15 protein-coding genes are annotated in these 23,164 nt (G+C 69.7%); 11 read left to right on the top strand and 4 right to left on the bottom strand.

Translation table 11 applies throughout. The features are described 5' to 3' along the window. Positions 1–555 precede the first annotated feature (555 nt). Entirely contained in the window at positions 556–1,155 is a 600-nt protein-coding gene (wrbA, locus tag DBV35_RS18045) for an NAD(P)H:quinone oxidoreductase (RefSeq protein WP_108661686.1), read from the bottom strand. Between the two features lie 365 nt (positions 1,156–1,520). Between wrbA and DBV35_RS18040 the strand changes: the two genes are divergently transcribed. The 5 genes from DBV35_RS18040 (at position 1,521) to DBV35_RS18020 (ending at position 8,687) form a co-directional block, all read left to right on the top strand. Beyond that, positions 1,521–1,826, top strand: coding sequence for a hypothetical protein (locus DBV35_RS18040; protein WP_157961834.1), 306 nt, complete (start codon positions 1,521–1,523; stop codon positions 1,824–1,826). Positions 1,827–2,027: 201 nt separating this feature from the next. Continuing rightward, positions 2,028–2,717 (top strand): sugar transferase, encoded by a 690-nt coding sequence (locus tag DBV35_RS18035; protein ID WP_108661684.1) that lies wholly within the window; start codon positions 2,028–2,030, stop codon positions 2,715–2,717. Between the two features lie 73 nt (positions 2,718–2,790). Beyond that, positions 2,791–5,049: a polysaccharide biosynthesis tyrosine autokinase gene (locus tag DBV35_RS18030; RefSeq protein ID WP_170134974.1), complete on the top strand. Its 2,259-nt coding sequence runs from the start codon at positions 2,791–2,793 to the stop codon at positions 5,047–5,049. 243 nt (positions 5,050–5,292) lie between these two features. Further along, complete coding sequence (locus DBV35_RS18025) at positions 5,293–5,826, top strand: barstar family protein (RefSeq protein WP_108661682.1); 534 nt, start codon at positions 5,293–5,295, stop codon at positions 5,824–5,826. 1,010 nt (positions 5,827–6,836) lie between these two features. Further along, positions 6,837–8,687 carry a glycoside hydrolase family 15 protein gene (locus DBV35_RS18020; protein ID WP_108661681.1) on the top strand — a complete coding sequence of 617 codons (1,851 nt, stop codon included), beginning with the start codon at positions 6,837–6,839 and terminating at the stop codon, positions 8,685–8,687. Between the two features lie 195 nt (positions 8,688–8,882). Here the strand turns inward: DBV35_RS18020 and DBV35_RS18015 are convergent, their stop codons facing one another. Next, the gene (locus tag DBV35_RS18015; RefSeq protein ID WP_108661680.1) at positions 8,883–9,566 is read right to left on the bottom strand and encodes a D-lyxose/D-mannose family sugar isomerase; all 684 of its coding nucleotides are present in this window, start codon (positions 9,564–9,566) and stop codon (positions 8,883–8,885) included. Between the two features lie 403 nt (positions 9,567–9,969). Between DBV35_RS18015 and DBV35_RS18010 the strand changes: the two genes are divergently transcribed. The 5 genes from DBV35_RS18010 to DBV35_RS17990 all read left to right on the top strand — a co-directional run bounded on the left by DBV35_RS18010 (position 9,970) and on the right by DBV35_RS17990 (position 16,418). Further along, positions 9,970–11,343 carry an ABC transporter substrate-binding protein gene (locus DBV35_RS18010; RefSeq protein ID WP_205648718.1) on the top strand — a complete coding sequence of 458 codons (1,374 nt, stop codon included), beginning with the start codon at positions 9,970–9,972 and terminating at the stop codon, positions 11,341–11,343. Positions 11,344–11,520: 177 nt separating this feature from the next. Further along, the gene (locus DBV35_RS18005) at positions 11,521–12,816 is read left to right on the top strand and encodes a carbohydrate ABC transporter permease (protein ID WP_108661679.1); all 1,296 of its coding nucleotides are present in this window, start codon (positions 11,521–11,523) and stop codon (positions 12,814–12,816) included. Further along, the gene (locus DBV35_RS18000; protein WP_245943975.1) at positions 12,813–14,090 is read left to right on the top strand and encodes a carbohydrate ABC transporter permease; all 1,278 of its coding nucleotides are present in this window, start codon (positions 12,813–12,815) and stop codon (positions 14,088–14,090) included. The genes DBV35_RS18005 and DBV35_RS18000 overlap by 4 nt, the downstream gene beginning before the upstream one ends. After that, entirely contained in the window at positions 14,087–15,349 is a 1,263-nt protein-coding gene (locus tag DBV35_RS17995; protein WP_108661678.1) for an MGH1-like glycoside hydrolase domain-containing protein, read from the top strand. The genes DBV35_RS18000 and DBV35_RS17995 overlap by 4 nt, the downstream gene beginning before the upstream one ends. Position 15,350: 1 nt before the next feature. Continuing rightward, positions 15,351–16,418: an ABC transporter ATP-binding protein gene (locus DBV35_RS17990; RefSeq protein WP_108661677.1), complete on the top strand. Its 1,068-nt coding sequence runs from the start codon at positions 15,351–15,353 to the stop codon at positions 16,416–16,418. A gap of 3 nt (positions 16,419–16,421) precedes the next feature. Here DBV35_RS17990 and DBV35_RS17985 read toward each other — a convergent pair whose 3' ends face one another. Together DBV35_RS17985 and DBV35_RS17980 are read right to left on the bottom strand one after the other, a co-directional pair. After that, positions 16,422–17,657 carry an MFS transporter gene (locus DBV35_RS17985; protein ID WP_108661676.1) on the bottom strand — a complete coding sequence of 412 codons (1,236 nt, stop codon included), beginning with the start codon at positions 17,655–17,657 and terminating at the stop codon, positions 16,422–16,424. Between the two features lie 34 nt (positions 17,658–17,691). Then, on the bottom strand, positions 17,692–18,144 hold the full coding sequence (locus DBV35_RS17980; RefSeq protein ID WP_205648717.1) for a MaoC family dehydratase: 453 nt from the start codon (positions 18,142–18,144) through the stop codon (positions 17,692–17,694). 248 nt (positions 18,145–18,392) lie between these two features. On the opposite strand from DBV35_RS17980, the gene DBV35_RS17970 reads away from it, so the two are divergent. Then, on the top strand, positions 18,393–23,153 hold the full coding sequence (locus DBV35_RS17970) for an alpha/beta fold hydrolase (protein ID WP_157961833.1): 4,761 nt from the start codon (positions 18,393–18,395) through the stop codon (positions 23,151–23,153). Positions 23,154–23,164 lie beyond the last annotated feature (11 nt).

Genomic DNA, 23,164 nt, shown 5'->3' with positions numbered 1-23,164 from the left:
GGGCTATCGATGCCGTGACCATACTGGTCGTCTTCCGGCCGCGAAGCGGTGCGCCTGCGCGAACGGCAGGCGGAGGCGCGTGGCCATGACCGGCGGCTCGACGCTCGCATGGTGGAGGCACAAAGGCAGTGCCGCGACGTGAAACCGGCAAGCACGGCACGGAGGTGTCTCTGCTGGCTTCTCGGACGGCTCAAGGCCGATCGCCGTTGGAATGACTGGCGGCGAGAGGCCGCCCACCGAAGGCTCGGAGGGTGGCGCTGAGCCGCATTCCGCTGGACAGAACAGCGGTGTGGGCGTTCTCGATCGCTTTGGAGTGCGACCCTCGGTCGGCCACTGTCGGTGCGGCGGGCGGCGATCCGCCACCCTCTCGTGATCTAGAGGGCGGCGTGGGCCGCCCTCTGCTGGTCAGAAGCGGCACGAGCCGCCGTCGCCGGTTTGAAAGGCGGCACGGGCCACCTTTGTCGGCTTTCAGAGCGGCACAGGCCGCCATTGCCAGCTCGAAAGGCGGCGCGTGCCGGCGTCGTTCGCTGAAAGGGCGGCGCGGCCGCCCGGCGCTCAGGGGAAGAGGCGCGCCGCGATCTCGGCGACGTGCTTGCCCTGGAAGCGGGCTCCGTCGAGTTCGTTCTGGCTCGGCTGGCGTGAGCCGTCGCCGCCGGCGATCGTCGTCGCGCCATAGGGGGCGCCACCGGTCACCTCGTCGAGCCGCGTCTGGCCCTGGAAGGAGTAGGGGAGGCCGACCACCACGAGGCCGAAATGGAGGAGGTTGGTGATGATGGAGAAGAGCGTCGTCTCCTGGCCGCCATGCTGGGTGGCGGTGGAGGTGAAGGCGGCGCCGACCTTGCCGTTCAGCGCGCCCTTCGCCCACAGCCCGCCGGCCTGGTCGAGGAAGGCGGCCATCTGCGAGTTCATGCGGCCGAAGCGCGTGCCGGCGCCGATGATGATCGCGTCATAGTCGGCGAGCTCGCCGATGGTGGCGACGGGCGCGGCCTGGTTCAGCTTGAAGCCCGCTTTCTCGGCGATCTCCTGCGGCACGGTCTCCGGCACGCGACGGATATCGACGGTGCCGCCGGCGCTGCGCGCACCCTCCGCGATGGCCTCGGCCATCTGTTCCACGTGTCCGTAGGCGGAGTGATAGAGAACGAGAATCTTAGCCATGGTGTGTCCTGTCGCAGGTTGCGCTGCCGCGGCGCGTTAGCCGACTAGCTGGGGCAGGATCGATGATCTGAAAAGACGAATAATCTCGAATGATTCGTTCGAGAAATTCGAAAAGCGACTCCCTGCGACCCACGGCGACCCGTTCTGCGGGGTGTGCGCCCCGCATCTCCTCCTTCTGCGCGCAAGAATCCCATGCGGTGCCGGCGGCGCGCTGCCACCACCCACCCCGCGTGATCGAGGACTGCACCGCCACGTCCCGTATAACAATTTAAAATTGATAACACGCCGGCGCTATGCAAGCTAGAGGGCTTCGTACCTCTATTCATCATCTGCCCGTCACGTGACAAATTCTGGAAAAATCTATCATGAACCTGCGAATTGGTCTCACGTCTTTGATCATCGCGGTCTCGGTCGGACTCACCGCCGCGTCTCCGGTCGTTGCGCAGACGCAGCCGGCCGAGCGGATCGCTTATCTGCGCGCCATCTTCGGCGGTGGGCTCGAGGCGGGCGCGGATCCCGTGGCGGTCGCCGTGATCGGGGCTCGCGGCGTGCCGCTTGCCTGCCGCCGCCTCGTGCGACGCCCCGCCTTCTGCGACGAGATCAGCCCGTCCCGCCGCCCGATCATCGCCGTCGCGATCGCCATCCTCCGCGCCTTCTGGGGCGGCTCTTGATGGACGATCGCCGAAGGTAATTTATTGAAAATCGCTCCAAAATTCGACTTTATTTGAAGTAATTTTGAAAAAGTATCGGATAAAAATTGTCCATTCGAGCGTGATGTAAAGATTGTCCTCCCCTCGTCGGATTTCTGTTTGACTTTGCCCGTCCGCTACGCGATGCATCTTTAAATTGTAGATCGAGAAGCGGAGGCGGCGATGGGCCGACCGATCCACGCCACCGACATCGCCGGCGCCGCCATCGTCGAAAGCGGGGTCGCGCTCGACCCGGCACGCGACCTCCCGGCGGCCGGTGAGGGCCGGGCGGCCTACTGGCGGGCGAAGCGGGTGTTCGACGTCGTCCTCGCCGCCGCGCTCCTGCCCTTCGTCGCCCTCCAGGCCGTCTTCGTCCTCGCCCTCAATATCGGCTTCAACCCCGGCCCGCTCTTCTTCGCCCAGGCGCGCATGGGGGCCGGGTGTCGCCCCTTCACGCTCTACAAATTCCGCACGATGCGCGAGGGGACGGGCGCGCGCGGCCCGGAGGATCCGATCGAGCGCGAGCGCATCACCGCGTTCGGCCGCGTCCTGCGCGCGACCCGGCTCGACGAGACGCCCCAGCTTCTCAACGTGCTGCGCGGCGAGATGAGCCTCATCGGCCCCCGGCCGGACATGTACGAGCACGCCGCGATCTACGCGCGGACCGTCCCGCACTACCCCGAGCGGCACGTCATCCGCCCCGGCCTCACCGGCCTTGCCCAGGTGCGCCTCGGCTATGCCGAGGGCTCGGTCGCGACCGCCGAGAAGGTGCGGATGGACCTTGCCTATGTGCGCACTGCGGGCTGGCGCCTCGACGCCGCGATCCTCTCCGCCACCGTCCGCGTCGTCCTCACCGCCGGCCGCGCGCGATGACGGGTGCCGCCCCCACGCCCCGCCGGCGCGCGCGCCGCCGGACGCCGACCGCCCCCGCCGCGGGGTGGGCGCGATGACCATCTCCCCCGTCGACCTCTCCCAGATCTTCAAGCTCGCGGCCGACGAGCCGGCGCGCGAGGAGCGCCGGGCGGACCTTCGCCGCACGCTCGCCCTCCTGTGGCGCGGCAAGTGGATCATCGCGGGGGGCGCCGCCATCGGCCTCGCCCTCGCGGCCGCCTATATCGCCTCGGTCGCGCCGACCTACACGGCGGTCTCGACCGTCCTCTACGCGCCCGACGAGCGGCGCATCCTCAATCTCGACGAGGTGCTCGACCGCAACGCCGAGCGGGGGCTGCGCGACCAGATCGAGATCCTGCGATCGACCGGGCTGATGACGCGCGTCGTGGAGGTCCTGCGGCTGCACCAGGCCGGCCAGTTCGCCCCCTCGGGCGCGCGCGGCGGCGAGGGGCACGCGCTTTTCGGCCTCGGCCGCCTCGTCCCGCGCGCCTTCCTCGCCAATATCGGTCTGTCGCGTGCGCCGGATGCGGGCATCACCCTCGACGGGGCGGACCCCGCGATCGGGGCCGCGCGCAACCGGCTGATGGCGGCGACCGATTTCGTCTCGATCCCGGATTCGCGGGTCATCAAAATCCGCGTCACGACCGGCCACCCGGTCCTCTCCGCCCGCATCGCGAACGAGATCGCGCGCCAGTACATCACGGCGACGCTCGACGCCAAGCTCGCCGCGACGCGGGAGGCGACGCGCTGGCTGAACGCGCGGGTCGACGAATTGCGCGCCGACCTCAACACCGCCGAGGCCGCCGTCAGCGATCATATCGCCCGCGCCGCAGAGCGCGCCGGGCAGAGCCCCGTCATCATGCGCCAGCAGCTCGCGGCGCTGAACGAGGCCTATGCCGCCGCCTCGGCGCGCCGCTCCACCGCGCAGATCCGCCACCGCCTCGCCGCCGACGCGATGGCCGACACCGACCGCATCGCGGGGCTGGCCGAGTTCCAGTCCTCCGCCGCGATCGGGCGCTATCGCGAGGACGAGCTCGCCCTTCTCGGTGACCGTACGCAGCTCGCAAAGCTCGTCCCCGAGGGGCATGAACGCCTCGCCGCGATCGACGTGCGCATCGCCCATGTCCGCTCCAATCTGCGCGTGGAGGCGGACCGGATCGTCGGCGCGCTCGCGGGCGAGCTGGAGGTCGCGCGCGCCGAGGAGGCGGCCTTCGCCGACAAGATCCGCGCCATGGAGCGCCAGCTCCAGCGCCAGGACCATGAGCTGATCGCTGCGCGGCAGCTCGAGCGCGAGGCCGAGGCGAGCCGGCAGATCTATGAGAGCTTCCTGCGCCGCCTCAAGGAGACGACGCAGGAAGAGAAGCTCGAGGCCGCCGACGCGATGATCCTCTCCCCCTCCGAGCCGCCCGAATGGGCCGACAGCGCCGCAAAGAAACGGGGCCTCGCGATGGGCGGGATCGCCGGCGCGCTCCTCGGCCTCGCGATGGTGATGCTCGTCGAGCGGCTGAACGCCACCTTCCGCACCGTCGACGAGATCCAGGCCGAGACCGGGCTCGCGATGCTCGGCGCGATCCCCGCGCTCGGGCGTGACCTTGCGCGCAACGACATCGTCGGCCACGTCCTCGACCGGCCGAATTCCGCGCTCGCCGAGGCCGTCCGCAGCATGCGCACGAGCCTCCTCTTCTCGCGCATCGACGATCCGCCGAAGGTGGTGATGTTCACCTCCACCGTGCCGGAGGAGGGCAAGTCGACGACGAGCCTCCTCCTCGCCCTCACGAGCGCGCAGATGGGCAAGTCTGCGATCATCGTCGATTGCGACCTGCGCCGCCCCTCCCTCCATCTCGGCCTCCTCGAGGCGGAGGCGTCCGAGGTGGGGCTGCGCGAGGTGCTGGAGGGCACGGTCCCGCTGGAGGCCGCTTGCCGGCAGGACGAGGACACGGGGCTCCACGTCCTCACCTGCCACTCCCAGCACGCCCTCGCGACGAACGCGGCCGACATCCTCGCCTCGGAGCGCTTCGGCACGATCCTCGAGACGCTGCGCGCCCGCTTCGACCTCGTGATCCTCGACGCGCCCCCGGTCCTCTCGGTGACGGACGCGCGCATCGTCGCCCCTCGCGTCGACGCGGTGATGTATTGCGTGCGTTGGGACCACACCGCGCGCGAGGCCGTCCACGAGGGCCTGCGCGAACTGACGCTGGTGGAGGCGAAGGTCGCCGGTCTGGTCGTGACCCAGATCGACGCCGCGCGAGCCGCCCGCTACGGCTACGCCGGCCCCTATCGGAGCGCGGAGGGGGACCGGTATTATGACGGGTGAGGCGGGGCCGGGGCTGTCGCCCGCCCCGTGCGCGGGCCGCCCGGCAGCGCGCGACGGGTTCAACGCCGCGGCGCGGGTCCGTCATGTCCTCACGCAAACGCCAGGCGCTCGTCTTTCTTCTGGCGAGCGCGCTGGTTCATCACCCGATGAGTCCATGACGGGATGACGCGCGATCGGCGGCCTTCCGCGGGATGTGCGAGAACGGGTTGAGCTCCGCACATTCCGGATGACCGGCCGCTGACCATGGACGAATTGAAGAGAGTTTATCCGGCCCGCTTTGTCTTCCCGCCCGGTGAGGATGGGCGCAACGTTCAGCGCCTCCAGGACGTGATCCACGGTCTCGGATACACGCCCTTTCTCATCGACGGCAAAGGTGCGCGATCGTGGAAGGACCTTGTCGAGCGTTTGAAAGAGGATGCCGGTTTCCCGGGCTACATGTGGCAGAGCATCGATTCCGTCGAGGATTGTTTTGAGGATTTCGGGTGGGTCTCCGGCGACGGCGCCGTTCTGATCTTCACCTCGTCCCATCTCCTCCTGCGTCGGGGCCTCGGCGATCTCGGCCTCCTTTTCGACGTCGTCGACAAGGCGGCGGCCTACTGGGCGAAGGCCGACGTCCTCGAACCGGAGATCCACGACAGGCCCTTCACGCTGAAGGCCTATTTTGACGGGGCGACCGACCAGAGATTCTTCGGTCTCGAGAAATCCCGCCTGTTCGGAGACTTTCCGCTCAAGAAGCCCCGGCGGGTCGTCCGGAGAAAACGCCCGGATTTTGGCTAGCGCCCGGACATCGGGTGACGACCGCCGGCCCAGCCGCGTGAGCCGAGCAGGACCCGGCCACGGCGATCACTTCGATGCCGAGCGCGAGTATCCCCGCGCGGCGTCCCCCGCAGCGCGCAAGCTCGCGTGCGGAGAGTGCGCCCCGTGTCAGCCGACCCGATCGTACAGGCCGCCTTCGGTCCGTGCCCGGCTCCACCTCTGGCTGCGCCGGGCAGGGCCTTTCGGCCCACGCGAGGCTCCGCCTTTCACCCCATGCCAGGCTTCGCCTTCGGCCCGCGTTCGGCTCCCGTCTGTCGGACCGCGTCGGGCTGCGCGTCGGTCTAGAGCTTGGTTGCACCTATGGCCCGCGCAGCGTTCAGCATCTGGTCCGTGCCGGACTCCACCTTTCGGGCGGTGCCGGGCGGCTCGTCGTCGACCCATGCCGGTCGCCGCCATGCAGCGACGCGAAGCTCCGCCGGTCGGCTCATGCGGAGTCCGCCTCCGGTCCGTGCTCGGCCAGGCTTTCCAATTGTGCGACACCGCGGCCTTTCGGGCCGCGCCGAGCTGCGGCTTCGGCCCTAGCCGGGCTGCGCCTTTAGGCCCGCGCCGGGCACCGCCGTTCGGTCAATGCCGGGCTTCGCCCTTGCACCCAAGCCGGGATCCACTGTTCGACCCGTGCGGTGCTCCACGTTCGGTCCGGTGAGGTCGGCGCCTTCGGCTCATGCCGGGCACTCCCGTTCGGACCGTGCTGTGCCTCGCTTTCAGCCCGCGCAGGGTTTTGCCCTTCGGCCCCCACCGGGCGCCGTCTTTAGCCCGTCCCGGCCTCGCTTCAGCGCCTCGCCGCGCACCCCCATCCTCGCGAATCGCCTATCGTGCGCGCGGCGTGCCTAAACAGCGCCCGCACGCCGGCGTGCCGCGCCGCATCGCGCCATCGGCGGCGTGCCCATCGCACGCGCGCGGCCGCGCCACGGCCCGGCAGCGGGCGCAACCGCCCGGCGCGGGCGCGCAGAAACGGTCGAGGGAGCCCGTCCATGCCCTACCAACCCATCGACAGCTACGGCGTCATCGGCGACATGCACAGCGCCGCCCTCGTCAACATCAACGGCTCGATCGACTGGCTCTGCCTGCCGCGCTTCGATTCGCCGAGCGTCTTCGCCGCCATCCTCGACGACCAGAAGGGCGGCTATTTCCGCATCCATCCCGTCGGTGCCGAGGACGCCACCTGGAAGCAATATTATTGGCCGGGCACCAACGTGCTCGTCACCCGCTTCCTGCTGCCGGAGGCGGCGGCTGAACTCGTCGACTTCATGCCAGTCGGCCCCGACATGCGCTTCACCCCGACGCGCCGGCAGGTGGTGCGCCGCATCACCGCCGTGCGCGGCACGCTGCGCCTGCGCCTCGTCTGCAAGCCCGCCTTTAATTATGCGCGCGATCCCCATTCGGTCGAAATCAACGGCCGGGGCGCGCTCTTCCGCTGCGAGGCGACGGGGCTCGAGCTCCTCTCGTCCGTGCCGCTCGCGGTGGAGGGGGATGCCGTCGTCGCCGAGTTCGAGCTGAGCGCCGGCGAGACCGCCGCCTTTGCCCTCTGCGAAATACGCCACGACGCGCGCGTGGAATCGCTCCCGGTCGACGCCGCGACCGAGGAGGCCTTCCGCGTCACCGTCAAATATTGGCGCGACTGGCTCTCCCAGAGCACCTACAAGGGCCGCTGGCGCGAGATGGTGGAGCGCTCGGCGCTCGCCTTGAAGCTCATGACCTATGAGCCGACCGGCGCCATCATCGCGGCCCCCACGTGCAGCCTGCCGGAGGAGATCGGCGGCGTGCGCAACTGGGACTATCGCTACACGTGGCTGCGCGATTCGGCCTTCACGATCTACGCCCTCGTCCGCCTCGGCTTCCAGGAGGAGGCGACGCGCTTCGCCGACTTCCTCCAGCACATCGCCTCGCACCCGGCGAAAGACGGCTCGCTCCAGATCATGTACGGGATCGACGGGCGGCACGACCTCACCGAGGAGACGCTCGATCACCTCGAAGGCCACAAGGGTTCGGCCCCGGTGCGCATCGGCAACGGCGCCTTCGACCAGCTCCAGCTCGACATCTATGGCGAGCTCCTCGACGCCCTCTTCCTCTTCAACCGCGATGTGCGTCCGATCGGGCTCGACGTCTGGCTCACCGTGACGCGCGTCGTGAACTGGGTGTGCGCCAACTGGCAGCGCCCGGACGAGGGGGTGTGGGAGACGCGCGGCGGCCGGCAGCATTTCGTCTATTCCAAGCTGATGTGCTGGGTCGCGATCGATCGCGGCCTCAGGATCGCGGTCGACCGCTCGCTGCCGGCTGACCTCGTGCGCTGGCGCGAGACGCGCGACGCCATCTATTGGGAGATCATGGACAAGGGCTGGGACGAGGAGCTCGGCATCTTCGTCCAGCATTATGGGAGCCGCACGCTCGACGCCTCCAACCTCATGATGATCATGACGTCGTTCCTGTCGCCGGGGGAATCGCGCGCCAAGCGCCTCATCGACACGGTGATGAAGCTGCCGGCCGATGGCGGGCTCGTCGTGAACAGCCTCGTCTATCGCTACAATCTGGAGCATACGGTCGACGGGCTGAGCGGGGAGGAGGGCACCTTCAACCTGTGCACCTTCTGGCTCGTCAACGCGCTCGCACGGATGGGGCGGACCGACCCCAACCGTCTCGACGACGCGATCCTCATCTTCGAGCGGATGCTCGGCTTTGCGAACCATGTCGGCCTCTACGCGGAGGAGACCGGGGCGAGCGGGCAGGGCCTCGGCAACTTCCCCCAGGCCTTCACCCATCTCGGCCTCATCACGGCCGCGATCAACCTCGACCGCGCGATCGAGGGGGTGCCGGACGTGCGCTGAGGCGGGGCCCGTTGGGGCCATCGAAGCGCCGGTGACCGCGCCGGACGTGGCAGGCCGGACCCCCGGCGCGGAGGGCGACGACGCGCCCTCCGGACGCGGACGGCGGAAGGGGATCGAGTGCGGGCGCTCACCCTGCAAAGGCTGGGCAAAGGGGCGTCGCGTGACCCGTTCGCGGAGGCTGCCCGGCGCGACGCGCTATGCGGCCAGCGCGGTGCGGTAGTCCGAGACGAGGAGGTGGCGGGGGGGCTCGTCCTCCTCGATGGTCGAGAAGCGGCCGATCGGGGCTTCGAACACGTTGTCGGTCTCGTCGTCGTTGACGGTCGAGACCTCGCCGATGAGGACGTCGCCCCCTTCGCCCCAGAAGGCGTGCCAGATGCCGGGGAGAAGCGTCACGGATTCACCGGGGGCAAGGCTCAGATGCTCGCCCGGCGCGAGGCGGCGCATCCGCCCGTCGCACGGCACCTCCACCGGCGCGGCGCGGTCGACCGAGCCGTCCGGCGCCGAGCCGTAGATCTCGAGAACGAGACTCGCGCCGCCGCGATTGATGATGTCCTCCGCCTTCAGAACGTGGCGGTGCATCGGGGAGAGCTGGTCCGCCTTCGAGATGAGGAGCTTCTCGGCGTAGCACATGCCCTTGCCGCGTTGCAGATCGGCAAGGCGGCCGTTGCGCAGCGTGAAGAGGAAGAGGCCGAGTTCGTCGTAGCGGCCCTCGCCATAGTCGGTGATGTCCCAGCCTATGCGCGCCTCGACGATGCCGGGCCCGGCCTCGGCCTTGAAGGTCTCGGGGCTCCAATAGGCGAAGGGGGGCAGGATGAAGCCGTGCTGGCGCATGAAGGCGTCCGCCTCCTCCATGATGGCGTTGATCCGGCTGCGCTTCATGGGGGCCTCCTGCGGTGCGGTTCTTGGCGCGTTCTATAGCATGGGGCGGCCCGCGCGGGCGACGAGACCCGGCCGCAAGTTTGACTTCCCGCCAGGATCCGGGCGATCATTGACGCTCACGGGCGCCGGCGACCCGCGCCAGCGCTCCAATGACAGGTCGACGGGATGGCCAAGGGCCTCCCGCAGGGCAGGAAGCGCGCCATGCCGGATTTCCCTCTGCCGGCAGAGACGGTCGTGTCTCGTCGCGCCCAATTGCCGCTTTGCAAGACCACCCATCTTTCCGCGGATGCCGCGCGGCCTAGTTCGCTTCCTGGAAGCGCCGGGCCGGGGCGCGCCTTTGGCCCGACGTGCGGCGGTTCCGCTCCGAGTTCGATGCGATCCATTGTCTGACAGGGAGATGAGAATGACCCACCGCGTCCGAGAAGGACTCCTCATCCGGAACGGCCTGCGCGCCACCGCAGCCGTCGCCGCGCTCATGGTCGGTACCGGCGCCGGGCACGCCGACACCATTCGCTATTGGACGACGGAAGAGCAGCCCGAGCGCCTCGCCAAGCAGCAGGAGATGGCGAAGGCGTTCGAGGCGGAGACGGGCCACTCGGTCGAGGTGATCCCGGTGACGGAGACCGATCTCGGCACGCGCGCGACCGCCGCTTTCGCCGCGGGCGACCTGCCCGACGTCATCTATCTCACGCTCCAATATGTGCTGCCCTGGGCCGAGGACGGCATCCTCGATGTCGAGACCAACGACGAGATCGTCGAGGAGCTCGGCCGCGACACCTTCTCCGAGGCGGCGCTCACGATGGCCGATTTTGACGGCCTCACCGCCGCCGTCCCGGTCGACGGGTGGACGCAGATGATCGTCTACCGCAAGGACCTCTTCGACGAGGCCGGCCTTGCCCCGCCCGACACCTATGAGCACGTGCTCGCCGCCATCGAGGCGCTGCACAATCCGCCCGACCTCTACGGTTTTGTCGCCGCGACGAAGGTCGACGAGAACTTCATGAGCCAGGTGCTGGAGCATGTCTTCCTCGCGAACGGCGTCTCGCCGGTCGATTCGGAAGGCTTTGCACCGCTCGACGAGGCGAAGACGGTCGAGGTGCTCGAATTCTACAAGGCCCTCGCCGACGCCTCGCCTCCGGGCGACCTCTACTGGGCGCAGTCGCGCGAACTCTATTTCGCCGGCAAGGCGGCGATGATCATCTGGTCGCCCTTCATCCTCGACGAGCTCGCGGGCCTTCGCGACGCGGCGCCGGTGACGATCACGAGCGACCCGACGAGCCGTGAGCTCGCGCAGAAGACCGGCATCGTCACGCGCTTCGCCGGTCCCTCGAACCCCGACGGCGCGGCCTGGGGGGACGTGCGCTATCTCGGCGTCACCATGGACGCGAACACGGACGTTGCGATGGAGTTCGTGAAGTTCTCCATGAATGAGGGCTACGAGTCGGTCCTCTCGATTGCGCCGGAAGGCAAGTTCCCGGTGCGGCGCGGCGATGCGGAGGATCCCGAGAAGTACGTGAAGGCCTGGCGGGCGCTCCCCGTCGGCGTCGACCGCAAGGCGCCGCTCACCGACCTCTACGCGCCGGAGACGATCGAGGAGATCGTTGGCGGCCTCGACAGCGCGGCCCGCTGGGGTGTCGCCGAGGGCCAGCTCGCGCTCGCCTCGAAGATGATCAACAGCCAGGAGATCAACCGCCTCGTGCGCCAATATCTCGACGGCGAGCGGGACGCGGCGGCGACCGTCGGGGCGATCAACGACGCCCTCGGCAAGATCCAGTAGGGCCACGGGCCGCGGTCGCCGCCCGCCGACAGAAAAGGGCGGTCATCGCCGCCCTCCAAAACTGAGGGCGGCCGTCGCCGCCTGCCGATACGAGAAGGCGGCCCCTTGCCGCCACACCAACGAGACCGGAAGGCGGCCCGCACCGGCCGCCCTCCGCCCCGAGGACGAGGGACGAGCATGAGCCAGGGCGACAGCGGATCGGGTGCGGCAGGCGGCGTGGGGCCGATCGCGCGGCGCGAGGCGCGCCTCGCCTACACGATGCTGCTGCCGACGGTGATCATCGTCATGGCCATCGTGCTCCTGCCGCTGGCCGCCAATCTGTGGATCAGCTTCAAGCCGGTGGGGATCGCGGATCTGCGTCCGCCCGCCCTCGTCGCGAACGAGCGCCTGCGCGGCGACCTCGAGGCGGTCGGCGACGAGGCGACGCTTCAATATCGCCTGCGCAACTCCTCGCGCGACACGCCGCTCGCCAATGCCCGGCTGGAGGATGTCTGGCCGGAGGGGCTCGAGCCCATCGATCTCGACAAACGATGCACCCTCGAAGGCGGCTCGCTCGCCTGCGCGCTCGGCGACTATGAGGCGGGTGGCCGGGACGAATTGGAAATCGCGGTCCGCGCGAGCGAGGCCTACATCGCGAACAAGGTGAACCCGCGCGACAGCGAGCCGGTCACCGGCGCGGACGCCCCCAACATCCTCGCGAATTTCCAATTCACGCTCGACAATTATCGCGGCGTCTTCGACTCCGACGAGTTCCTCACCGTCCTCTGGGTGACGATCGCCTACACCCTCTTCGGCACGCTCGGCGCGCTGGTGCTTGGCGTCGTCGCGGCCCAGCTCCTGAACCACGAGTTCCGCGGCCGCTCGATCCTGCGCGGCCTCTACCTCTTTCCCTACGTGGCGCCGGTGATCGCGATGGCCTTCACCTGGCTCGTCCTCTTCGACCCCTTCTCGGGCGCGATCAACGCGATGCTCGCGCGCATGGACATCACCAGCGAGCCGGTGAACTTCTTCGGATCGCGCATGGTGCCGGTCGACGTGTTCGGCTTCACATTCGGCTTTCCGCTCGCCCTCGCGATGGTCATCGCGTTCGAGGCGTGGCGCTACTTCCCGCTCTCCTTCCTCTTCATCCTGGCGCGGATGCAGTCGATCCCGACCGACATGTACGAGGCCGCCGACATGGACGGGGCGACGCCCTTTCAGAAATTCTTCCGACTCTCGCTGCCGCAGATCTTCGGCATCCTCGCCGTGCTCTTCCTGCTGCGCTTCATTTGGACCTTCAACAAGTTCGACGACATCTTCCTCTTGACCGGCGGCGCGGCGGGCACGCGCACGCTCACCGTCGACGTCTATTATCAGGGCTTCGCGATCGGCAATCTGGGGGCGGGCGCGGCGGTCGCCGTCGTCATCTTCGTGATGCTCCTCCTCTTCGCACTCGCCTATTTCCGGGCGCTGCCGAAAGGAGAGGGGCTGTGAACGCGGACACGATGGCGCTGCGGCGCGGGCGGCGCGAAGAGGCACGCCGGCGCTATCCGGGCTGGGCGCTGGCGCTCGTGCTCGGCCTCCTGTGGGGGGCGATCCTGCACCTCGTCGGCGGCGTCGCGATCACCCTCATCACCGGCATTGCGATGACGCCGGCGATCGGTGCCGCGGCGCTCGGCGGGGCCGTCGCCGGCCTCCTCGCCGCCTGGCGCCCGGCCGAGCAGCGCACCGGCGCCTATCGCGCGATCGTGGCGCTGATCGCGGTGGCCGTCACCATCGCCGCCTCCTTCGCCGCGCCCTATTCGCAGCCGCTCGACGCCGCGCCGCTCTGGCAGGCGGTCGGCCTCGTCGCGATGGCGGTGGCGCTGACGGCGATCCTCTTCGCCTCGCTCGCCCCTCTGGACTTCGCGCGCCAGACGCGGCGCGTCATGGAGACGGCGCTCTCGCGCAGCCTCATCGTCCTCGGCCACCTCTTCTTCGCGGTGATCGTCATCCTGCCCTTCTACGTGCTGGTGATGACGAGCTTCAAAACCCAGCAAAGCCTGATGGCGAACCCGCTGGACCTGTCCATCGACCTCAGCCAGGGCTTCGGCTCGTTGTTCGACGCCTATGTCGAGCTCTTCACCACGTACGATTTCGGCCGCTACATGCTGATCTCGGCGGTGGTGTCGACGCTGACGGTGGTCATCTGCCTGGCCTTTGCGGTGCCCGGCGCCTACGCCGTCGCGCGGCTCAACTTTCCGGGCCGCCAGACGCTGTCGCGCTCGGTGCTCCTCATCTACCTCGTGCCGGCAATCGTGCTTGTGATCCCGCTCTATTCGGTGTTCTCGCAGCTCGGGCTGCGCAACACGCTGGCGGGCCTCCTCATCGTCTATCCGGCGACGACGCTGCCGGTCGCGATCTACATGCTCCAGGGCTATTTCCGCGGCGTCCCGCCCGAGCTCGAGGAGGCGGGGCTGATGGACGGGCTCTCGCGGGTCGGCGTCATTCGCAAGATCACGCTGCCTTTGTCGCTGCCCGCGCTCGCCTCGGTCGGTCTCTACGTCTTCATGATCGCGTGGAACGAGTTCCTGTTCGCCTTCATGTTCCTCGACGATCCGAAGATCTTCACGCTCTCGCGGGCCGTCGTGTCGCTGAATTCGTCGGAGGTGCCGCGCCAATATCTGATGGCCGGCGCGGTCGTCACGACGATCCCGATCCTGTTCCTCTTTCTGCTCGCGGAGCGTTTCATGGTCAAAGGTCTCACCGCCGGGGGAGTGAAGGGATGACGGACGCGGCGACGCGCGATCGCGAGGCGGTCGAGATCCTGAAGGGCAACGATCGCGGCCGCTTCTCGGTGCCGACCAAGGGGCTCTATCCGTTCCAGTGGAACTGGGACTCGGCCTTCGCCGCGCTCGGCTATTCGCACATCGATCCCGAGCGGGCGATCGTGGAGCTGGAGACCCTCGGTGCCGCCCAGTGGCACGACGGGATGATCCCCCACATCGTCTTCCACACCGAGGATCCCGGCTACTTTCCCGGCCCGAACGTGTGGGCGACGGGGACCGAACCGCTCACCTCCGGCATCACCCAGCCGCCGGTCTTCATGCTGGCGGTCGCCGCCCTCGTCGACCGGGGGCACCTCTCCGGCCCGCGCCTCGATCCGCTGCTGGAGACGGCGGCGCGCTGGCACAAATGGTTCTTCGCCGCCCGCCGCGATCCCGCGACCAACATCATCGGCGTCGTCCATCCGTGGGAATCGGGACGGGACAACATGCCCGACTGGGACGCGGCGCTGGCGGCGGTGAACGCCGACAATGTGCAGCCCTTCGTGCGCCGCGACACCGGCCATGTCGACGCCGCGATGCGCCCGACCGAGGAGCAGTACAAGCGCTATATCGCGCTCGTCGAGTTCGGCCTCTCCGTCGGGTGGGACCAGGAGCGGCTGATGGCGACCTCGCCCTTCTTCGTGGGCGATCCCGGCATGGCTGTGATCCTCATCCGGGCCGAGCGCGCGCTTGCGCGGATCGCGGCGGCCGCGGGTCGCGAGGATCTCGCCGAGGCCGCGAACGCGCGCCTGCCGCGGCTTCTGTCGGGCCTCGACGCGATGTGGAGCGAGGAGGTCGGCGCGCACACGACCTACGATGTGCGCACAGGCAAGCGCGGCGGCGCGGTGTCGAGCGCGAGCTTCCTGGCGCTCGGCAAGGATCTCGTCTCCTCCGAGCAGCGTGAGCGGATCGAGGCCCATTTCGACCGGCAGGCGAAGGTCTGCCGCTACATGGCGCCGAGCTACGACCCGGCCTCGCCCGAATATGACGAGAAGCGCTATTGGCGCGGCCCCGTCTGGCTCGTCGTCAACTGGCTGATCGCGACCGGCCTTGCCGAGGCGGGGGACGCCGCGCGGGCCGAGCGGCTCCGCGCCGATTCCGAGGCGCTCGTCGAGGCCGGCGCCTTCCACGAATATTTCAGCCCCGAGACGGGCGCACCGCTCGGCGGCGGGGCGTTCACGTGGACGGCCGCCGCCTGGCTCGATTGGGTGAGGGGCTGAGATGGCGCGCATCGACCTCAAAGGGATCCGCAAGTCGTTCGGCACCGTCGAGGTGATCAAGGGCGTCGACCTGTCGATCGCCGACAAGGAGTTCGTCGTCTTCGTCGGCCCCTCGGGCTGCGGCAAGTCGACGATGCTGCGCCTCATCGCGGGCCTCGAGGAGGTGAGCGGCGGGACGATCGAGCTCGACGGGCGCGACGTCACCGCCGTGTCCGCCCCGGAGCGCGGCCTCTCGATGGTGTTCCAATCCTACGCCCTCTACCCGCACCTCACCGTGCGCGAGAACATGGCCTTTCCGCTCTCGGTCGCGGGCGCCTCGCGGGCCGAGATCAAGGAGGCGGTCGACGAGGCGGCGGGGATCTTGCGGCTCGAGCCGCTCTTGGAACGCAAGCCGAAGGACCTCTCCGGCGGGCAGCGCCAGCGCGTCGCGATCGGCCGCGCGATCGTGCGCGCCCCGGCCGCTTTCCTCTTCGACGAGCCGCTCTCCAACCTCGACGCGGCCCTGCGCGTGCAGATGCGCATCGAGATCGCGCGCCTGCGCTCCCGGCTCGACGCGACGATGGTCTACGTCACCCACGACCAGGTCGAGGCGATGACGCTCGCCGACCGGATCGTGGTCTTCTCCGCCGGCAAGATCGAGCAGCTCGGCGCGCCGCTGGAGCTTTATCGAAATCCGTCCAACATCTTCGTCGCGACCTTCATCGGCTCGCCGACGATGAATGTCCTCCCCTGCACGGCGGAGGGGGACGGGGCGGTGAAGGTCGGCACGGTGTCGCTGCGCACCGAGCGCGCGGTGACCGGCGGCCCCCCGGTCTCGCTCGGCATCCGCCCGGAGGACATCACGCTCGTCGGCGCGGAGGAGGCGGACTTTTCCGGCCCCATCGTGGTCGCCGAGCACCTCGGCGGGGACAGCTTCTATTATGTCGATGTCGACGGGGTGGGGGAGATCACGGTGCGCGCGCCGGGCGATCACACGGCCCGGATCGGCGAGGTCCTGCACCTCCACTGCCGGCGCGACAACATCCACCTCTTCGACGCCGGGGAGCGCTGCATCACGCGGGCCGGCTGACCCTCAGCGCAGCCCGCCCGCGAGCCGCACGCTCTCCGGAATGCGCCGCAGGCGCAGCATCGAGGCCGCGCCGAAGGCGGGACCGATCGCGAGCACCAGGAAGACCCAGCGCCAGCCGACCGCCTCCGCGATGTGCGGCAGGAGCCAGATGGTGAAGACGGTGAGGGCGAAGCCGAGCCCCACCTGCACCGAGAGGGCGGTGCCGACATAGCGCTGGTCGGCAAGCTCGGTGACGGCCGTGGAGAATTGCGCCGAGTCGCCGACGATCGACACACCCCACACGAGTGCCACCGCCACGAAGAGCCAGAGCGGCCCGCCGAAGACGAGGCCGATCCCGGCCGCGCAGATGCCGGAGACGATCATCATGCCCGCCGTCGTCAGGGTCCGCCCGATCCGGTCGGAAAGGACGCCGCCGAGGAGGCATCCGACCGCCCCCGCCGCGATGGAGGCGAAGGTGATGAGGGAGGCGCCCGACGCGCTCGGCGTCCCCTGCGTCTCCAGCGCATGGCGCGTGTAGAGGAGGAGCCACGCCCACGCGCCGTAGAGCTCCCACATGTGGCCGAGATAGCCGAAGATCGCGAGGCGCAGCGGCCGGTCGCGGAAGACGGCGCCGATCTGGCGCGGATCGAACACGGCCTTGCCGAAGGGGAAGGGGCCCTCGCGGGCGAAGAGGAGGAAGATGGCGGAGGCCGCGAGCGTTGCGAGCGACGTCGCGACCACGACGAGGTGCCAGTCGACCGCGCCCGTCATCGCCCGCACGAGGTGGGGGAGAGCCGAGCCGAAGGTGATCGCGGCGATGATCGCGCCGAGCGCGAAGCCGCGCCCCGACACGAACCAGGTCGAGACGAGCTTCATCGCCGGCGGATAGACCGCCGCGAGCGCCGCGCCGGTGACGAAGCGCGCCGCGATGAGCCCCGCCGGCCCGTCCGCGACGAGCAGCGAGGCGTTTGCGAGCGTCGCGACGAGCGCCGCCCCCGCCATCAGCCGGTTGAGGCGCACGATGTCCGGCAGGTTCACGAGGCTCGACAGGATCGCCCCCGCGACGAAGCCGAGCTGCACCCCGTTGGTGAGCCAGGAGAGGGCCGCGGGCGAGAGGTCGAACGCCGCGCCGAGCTCCGGCGTGACCGCGGTGGCGGAGAACCACGTCGTCATCGCGAGCACGACTGACACGCACAGCACCGAGAGGGCCCGCCAGCGCCCCTGCGCAAGTCCCACTTTCGCCTCGCGGTCGGCCTTCATCGCGGGTCGCTCCCTGGTGCCGCCGCGCGTCGCTTCAGTCGAGGGGTACGGTGTAGACGGTCGCCGTCCCGGTCAAGCACACCTCGCCCGCCTCGTTGCGCACGCTCGTCTCGATCCGCGTGATCGGCTTGTCGGCGCGCACGTCCACGACCTCGACGCGGCCGGTGATCAATTCGCCGACCCCCACCGCCTTCACGAACTTCCAGTGGACCTCCAGGAAGACCGATCCGGGGCCCGGTAGATCCTCGGCGACGACCGCGTTCAGGATGCCGCTGGTGACGCCGCCCTGGACGATCAGGCGGCCGAAGATGCTCGCCTCGGCGGCGGCGCGGTCATAGTGGAGCGGGTTGCGGTCGCCGGTCATCTCGGTGAAGGCGACGATGTCCTCGCTCCGCGTGCGGTGCGAGCGCTCGGCGAAGGCGCCCACCTGCGGCCGGCCCTTGCGGACCCCGGCCCATCCGTCCGTCTCACTGGCTTGCGTGCTCATGCTCATCCTCATCTCTGGCGTTCTCCGCCGCGGCGCCGTCCGTCGGCGCCTCGTGATGATGTGGGCGCGCCGTGTGGGAGCGCGCGTGGGGCCAGGCGTGGGAGCGTCCGTTGAAACGGCGTTTGCGGGCGTTCCAGCACCTTCTCCCCAGGCAACCCGGCCCTTTGCACTTGTACAGCGGAATGGCGGTTCGCATGTAGCGGTCACAACGTGGTAGAATTTGCGTGACCAAGGCGGAGAGGCGTGCGTTGCCAGGAAAACTCCGGATCGATGTACTCGGTAGCCTGCGAGTTTCGCGGGACGGTCACGGCGTCAATCTCCTTCCCTCGAAGAAGACGCGTGCGCTCCTCGCCTATCTCGCCGTCACGGCGCGGCCGCAGAGGCGCCAGCGCCTGTGCACGATGCTTTGGGAGATCCCCGACGATCCGCGCGGCGCGCTGCGCTGGAGCCTGTCGAAGATCCGCCAGATCGTCGACGAGGACGACATAAAGCGGCTCGACGCCGACCGCGAGAATGTCTGCCTCAGCGCCGAGGGGATCGAGGTCGACTTCCACGAGGTCCGCCAGCTGCGGCCGGGGGACGTGAAGGGCCTCGACACGGAGCGCCTGGAGGGCACCGCCGGCATGTTCCGCGGCGGCTTCCTGGAGGATCTGACGCTCGCGAACTGCTACGAGTTCGAAGCCTGGCGCATGGGATTCTCCAACGAGATGGACCTTTTGCGCCGCGCCGTGCTGCGCGAGCTTGTCGGCCGGCTGGGGCCGGAGGAGCCCGAGCGCGCGCTCGCGCACGCCCACGCCCTCCACCGGATCGACCCGGAAGACCGCGCGGTCGCCGACTGCATCGCCGCGCTGATGGCGGCCGCTGGCGCGGCGCGGATGACCCCCGTCACGCCCCTCCAGCCGGTCCAGCCTGCCGCGCCGAAGCCGGTCGAGGCCGAGGCGCCGCCTGCCGCCGCGCCCGAGCCGGCCCCGCCCGCCCCCCCGCCGGAGCCCACCCCGACGGCGCAGGCGCCCGCCCCGAGTGCGGCGGCCGAGCCCGAGGCCGGACACGCGGCGGAACCCGAGGCGACGTCCGCCGCCATCACCCAGTCGATCCGCTTCTGCACGAGCCGGGACGGCACGCGCATCGCCTTTGCCACCACCGGCTCCGGGCCGCCGCTTGTGCGCGCGCCGCACTGGATGACCCACCTCTCATACGATTGGGATTCGCCGATCTGGCGGCCGCTGATCGACGCCTTGAGCGCCCAGCACACGCTCGTGCGCTTCGACCAGCGCTGCAACGGCCTCTCCGAGCGCAATGTCGAGGACGTCTCCTTCGAGCGCATGGTCGACGACCTGGAGGCGGTGGTGGATGCCGCCGGCGTCCAGCGCTTCACCCTTCTCGGCATTTCGCAGAGCTGCGCCGTCTCGGTCGCCTACGCGCTGCGCCATCCCGAGCGGGTGACCGGCCTCATCCTCTATGGCGGCTATGTGAAGGGCTGGCGCAAGCGCGCCGATGCCAGCGAGATCGCCAAGCGCGAGGCGATGCAGACCCTCATCCGCGAGGGCTGGGGGGCGGGGACGCCGATGTTCCGCCAGCTCTTCACCTCGATGTTCATCCCCGGCGCGAACGCCGAGCAGGCGGGCTGGTACACCGAGCTGCAGGCCCGCTCGGCGACGCCGGACGACGCCTTCCGCACCCAGCGCGCGATGTCGGAGATCGACGTCAGCCACCTCCTGCCGAGCGTGCGCTGCCCGACCCTCGTCCTCCACTGCACCGGCGACCTCGTCGTCCCGTTCTCCTCGGGGAAGGCCTTCGCGGAGGGCATCGCCAACGCGCGCTTCATCGAATTGGAGAGCGACAACCACATCCTCCTCGCCGAGGAGCCGTCCTTCGCCCGCTTCATCGACGAGGTGAAGGCCTTCGTCGCCGAGACGACCGCCCCGCCACGCCTCTTCGCCGGGCACGGCGAGCGGCGGCAAGCGAGCGTCCTGTCGGTCGAGCTCGTGAGCCCGCTCCAGGCGTTCGACGGGGCGGGCGCCGACATCCTCGCCGAGACGCTCGTGCCGGTGATGGACGGGATCATCGACGTGATCGAGAGCGCGGGGGGCGAGATCGTCCACCTCGTCGACGGGGACGTCACCGCCGTTTTCGGCGCGGAGGGCGGGCTCGAGGATCACGCCTTCATCGCCTGCCGCTGCGCGCTCCAGGTGCGCGAGGCGGTGGCGGCGGCCTCGGGCGGGGCCGTGCGCGCGCGCATCGCGGTCGATTGCGGCGACCTCCTGTTGCGGCGCGACCGGCGGCTCGGTGAATCGCGCCTGTCGGCGAGCGGCGTGCCCATCCAGCGCACGCGCCAGCTCGTGCGGGCGCAGCGGCGCGACTTCATCGTCCTCACCTCGCGCGCGGCGCATGCGGCCGGCGGCTTCGTACGCACCGCGCCGGTGCCGGCCTCCCACGTCGTCGGCCTGCCGCGCGACATCGCGCTGCGCCGCCTCGTCGGCGAGAACCGCGCCCTCTCGCGCTGGCACAATCGCGTCGCGCAAGGGCTCACCCCGCTCGCGGGCCGGCAGGCCGAGCTCCTCCTCCTCAACCAGGCGCTCCTGCGGGTTGCGGACGGGCGCGGCCAGGTGATCGGCGTCGTCGGCGAGGCGGGGATCGGCAAATCGCGCCTCGTCCACGAATTCCTCGCCTCAGGGGCGACGCAGAACTACACGATCATCCACGCCGGGGCGCAGGAAAGCGACGCCGCGACCCCCTTCGCGATGGTGCGCAAGATCGTGCGCTCCATCACCTTCCTCGAAGGGGACGAGACGCGCGATGTCGTCGCCGCGAAGGTGGAATCGCGCCTGAAGGCTTTGCGGGCGGACGCCGATATCGTCTCCGCCGTCCACTTCGTGCTCGACCTGCCGGGCGAGGAGGAGCGGTGGAACAGTATGGGGGCGGCCGAGCGCGCGGCGCGCCTCAGGGCCGTCGTGCGCCAGCTCATCGTCCTCGCCGCCGAACAGTCGCCGCTCGCCTGCCTCCTCGAAGACCTCCATTGGCTCGACGAGGACAGCGAGGCGGCCGTCTCCGAGCTCGTCGCGGAGGTGACGGCGAAGCCGATCCTGCTGATCGCGACCTACCGGCCCGAATATCACCCGCCCTTCACCAACGACATCGCCGTCTCGCAGCTCCGCCTCGATCCCCTGAGCCAGAGCGAGGCGGGCGGGATGCTGCGCGACCTTCTCGGCGCGCACCCGACGATGATGATCCTCACCCAGCGCATCCTCGCCGCCGGCGACGGGGTGCCGCTCTTCGTGGAGGAGATCGTCAAGGCGCTGGTGGAGGAGGGGCGGATCCGCGGCACGCGCGGGGACTATCGCTGCGTCGACCTGCCGGCCGCGATCGAGATCCCGCCGGGCGTCCTCAACGTCATCACCGCGCGCATCGGCCGCCTCGCGGCGGGCCAGCAGCGCCTCCTGGAGGTCGCCGCCGCGATCGGGCGCGATCCGCCGGTCTCGCTGCTGGAGCGCATCCTGTCGCTGACGCCCGACGAGATCGATCCGCTGATCGACGCGCTGCGCCGCGCCGAGCTCGTCTTCGACGGTACGACCTCGCCCCGCCGCGTCCTCACCTTCAAGCACGCGCTCGTGCGCAAGGCCGCCTACGAGGCGCTGCCGCGCGCCGCGCGGGTGATGCTTCACGGCAAGATCCTCTCCGTCCTCGAAGCCAGCGACTTCGAGGAGGGGGACGTCGAGGGCCTCGCCGACCATGCCGAGCGGGCCGAGGCGTGGGACAAGGCCGCGACCTACCTCACACGCTCCGCGCGGCGCGCGGTGGAGCGGGCGGCGAACAGCAACGCGCTCGCCTTCGTGCAGCGCGCCTTGCGGGCGCTTGAGTATCTTCCCGAGGCGCCGCCGCGCGACCGGGCGGAGCTGGCGCTGCGCTCTATCGAAGGCGTCGCGCTGATGGCCACCAAAGGCTGGGGCGCGCCCGAAGTGCTCGACGCCTTCCGCCGCGCGGAGGCGCTGTGCGAGCGGCTCGGCGACGAGGAGAGCCGCTTCACCGTCGTGCGCGGCCTCGGCCACAGCTACATCATGAGCGGGCGGGCGCAGGATTCGCTCGTGATGGCCGAGCGCTGCTGCGCGATGATCGAGGGCCGCAACGACATCCCGCGCGAGATCGAAACCGCGCACCTCTTCTGGACGAGCGCGCTCTTCATGGGTGACTACGCGAAGGTGCGCACCCACACCGAGCGGGCCTTGCACCTCTATGAGCCCGAGCACCATCACGGCCTGACCTTCGCGTATTCGGGCCACGATCCGGGCGTGTGCTGCCGCATCTTCGGCGCCCTCGCGGCAACGCAGGAGGGGCGCGATGGGGACGTCGCGGCGCCGGTGGAGGCGGCGATCGAGCTCGCCGAATCCTTCGGCCATCCGCTGACGACGGCCGTCGTTTATTATGGGCGGAGCCTCCTCGGCCTCTTCAAGGACGACATGCAGGACGTCGCCGACTGGTCCGAGCGCGAGGTCCGCCTCTGCGAGACCCACTTCCTGCCGTACCTCTTCTGGCAGGGCCGCTTCCAGATGGGCTACGCGAACGCGCGCCTCGGCCGCCGCGCCGAGGGCGTCGCCGAGATGGACAAGGCGATCGACGCGATGCGCGCGGCGCAGGCCGAGCTCGGCCTTCCCTATTTCCTCGCTTTGCGCGGCGAGGTGCACGCGAACGCGGGCGAGAGCGACAAGGCCCTCGCGCGCTTCGACGAGGCGATGGCCGCCGCCGAGCGCAACGGCTTGATGATGCAATATTCCGAGATGCTGCGGATGAAGGGCGAGACTCTCTTCCGCCTCGGCTCCGGCACGCGCGAGGAGGGCTTCTCGCTGATGCGCGCCGCCGTCGACCACGCGACGGGGCAGCGGGCCTTCCTGCCGCGCCGGCGCGCCATCGGCACCCTGTCGCGCGCGCTCTCCGAGATCGGCCGGCATGAGGAGGCGGACGCGCTCGCCGCCCGCGCGGACCGCCCGTCGGTCACCGGACAGGCGGCCGAGTAGGCCGCCGCTAG

Source organism: Acuticoccus kandeliae (assembly GCF_003073115.1).
This window is presented reverse-complemented; position numbering and strand designations above follow the sequence as displayed.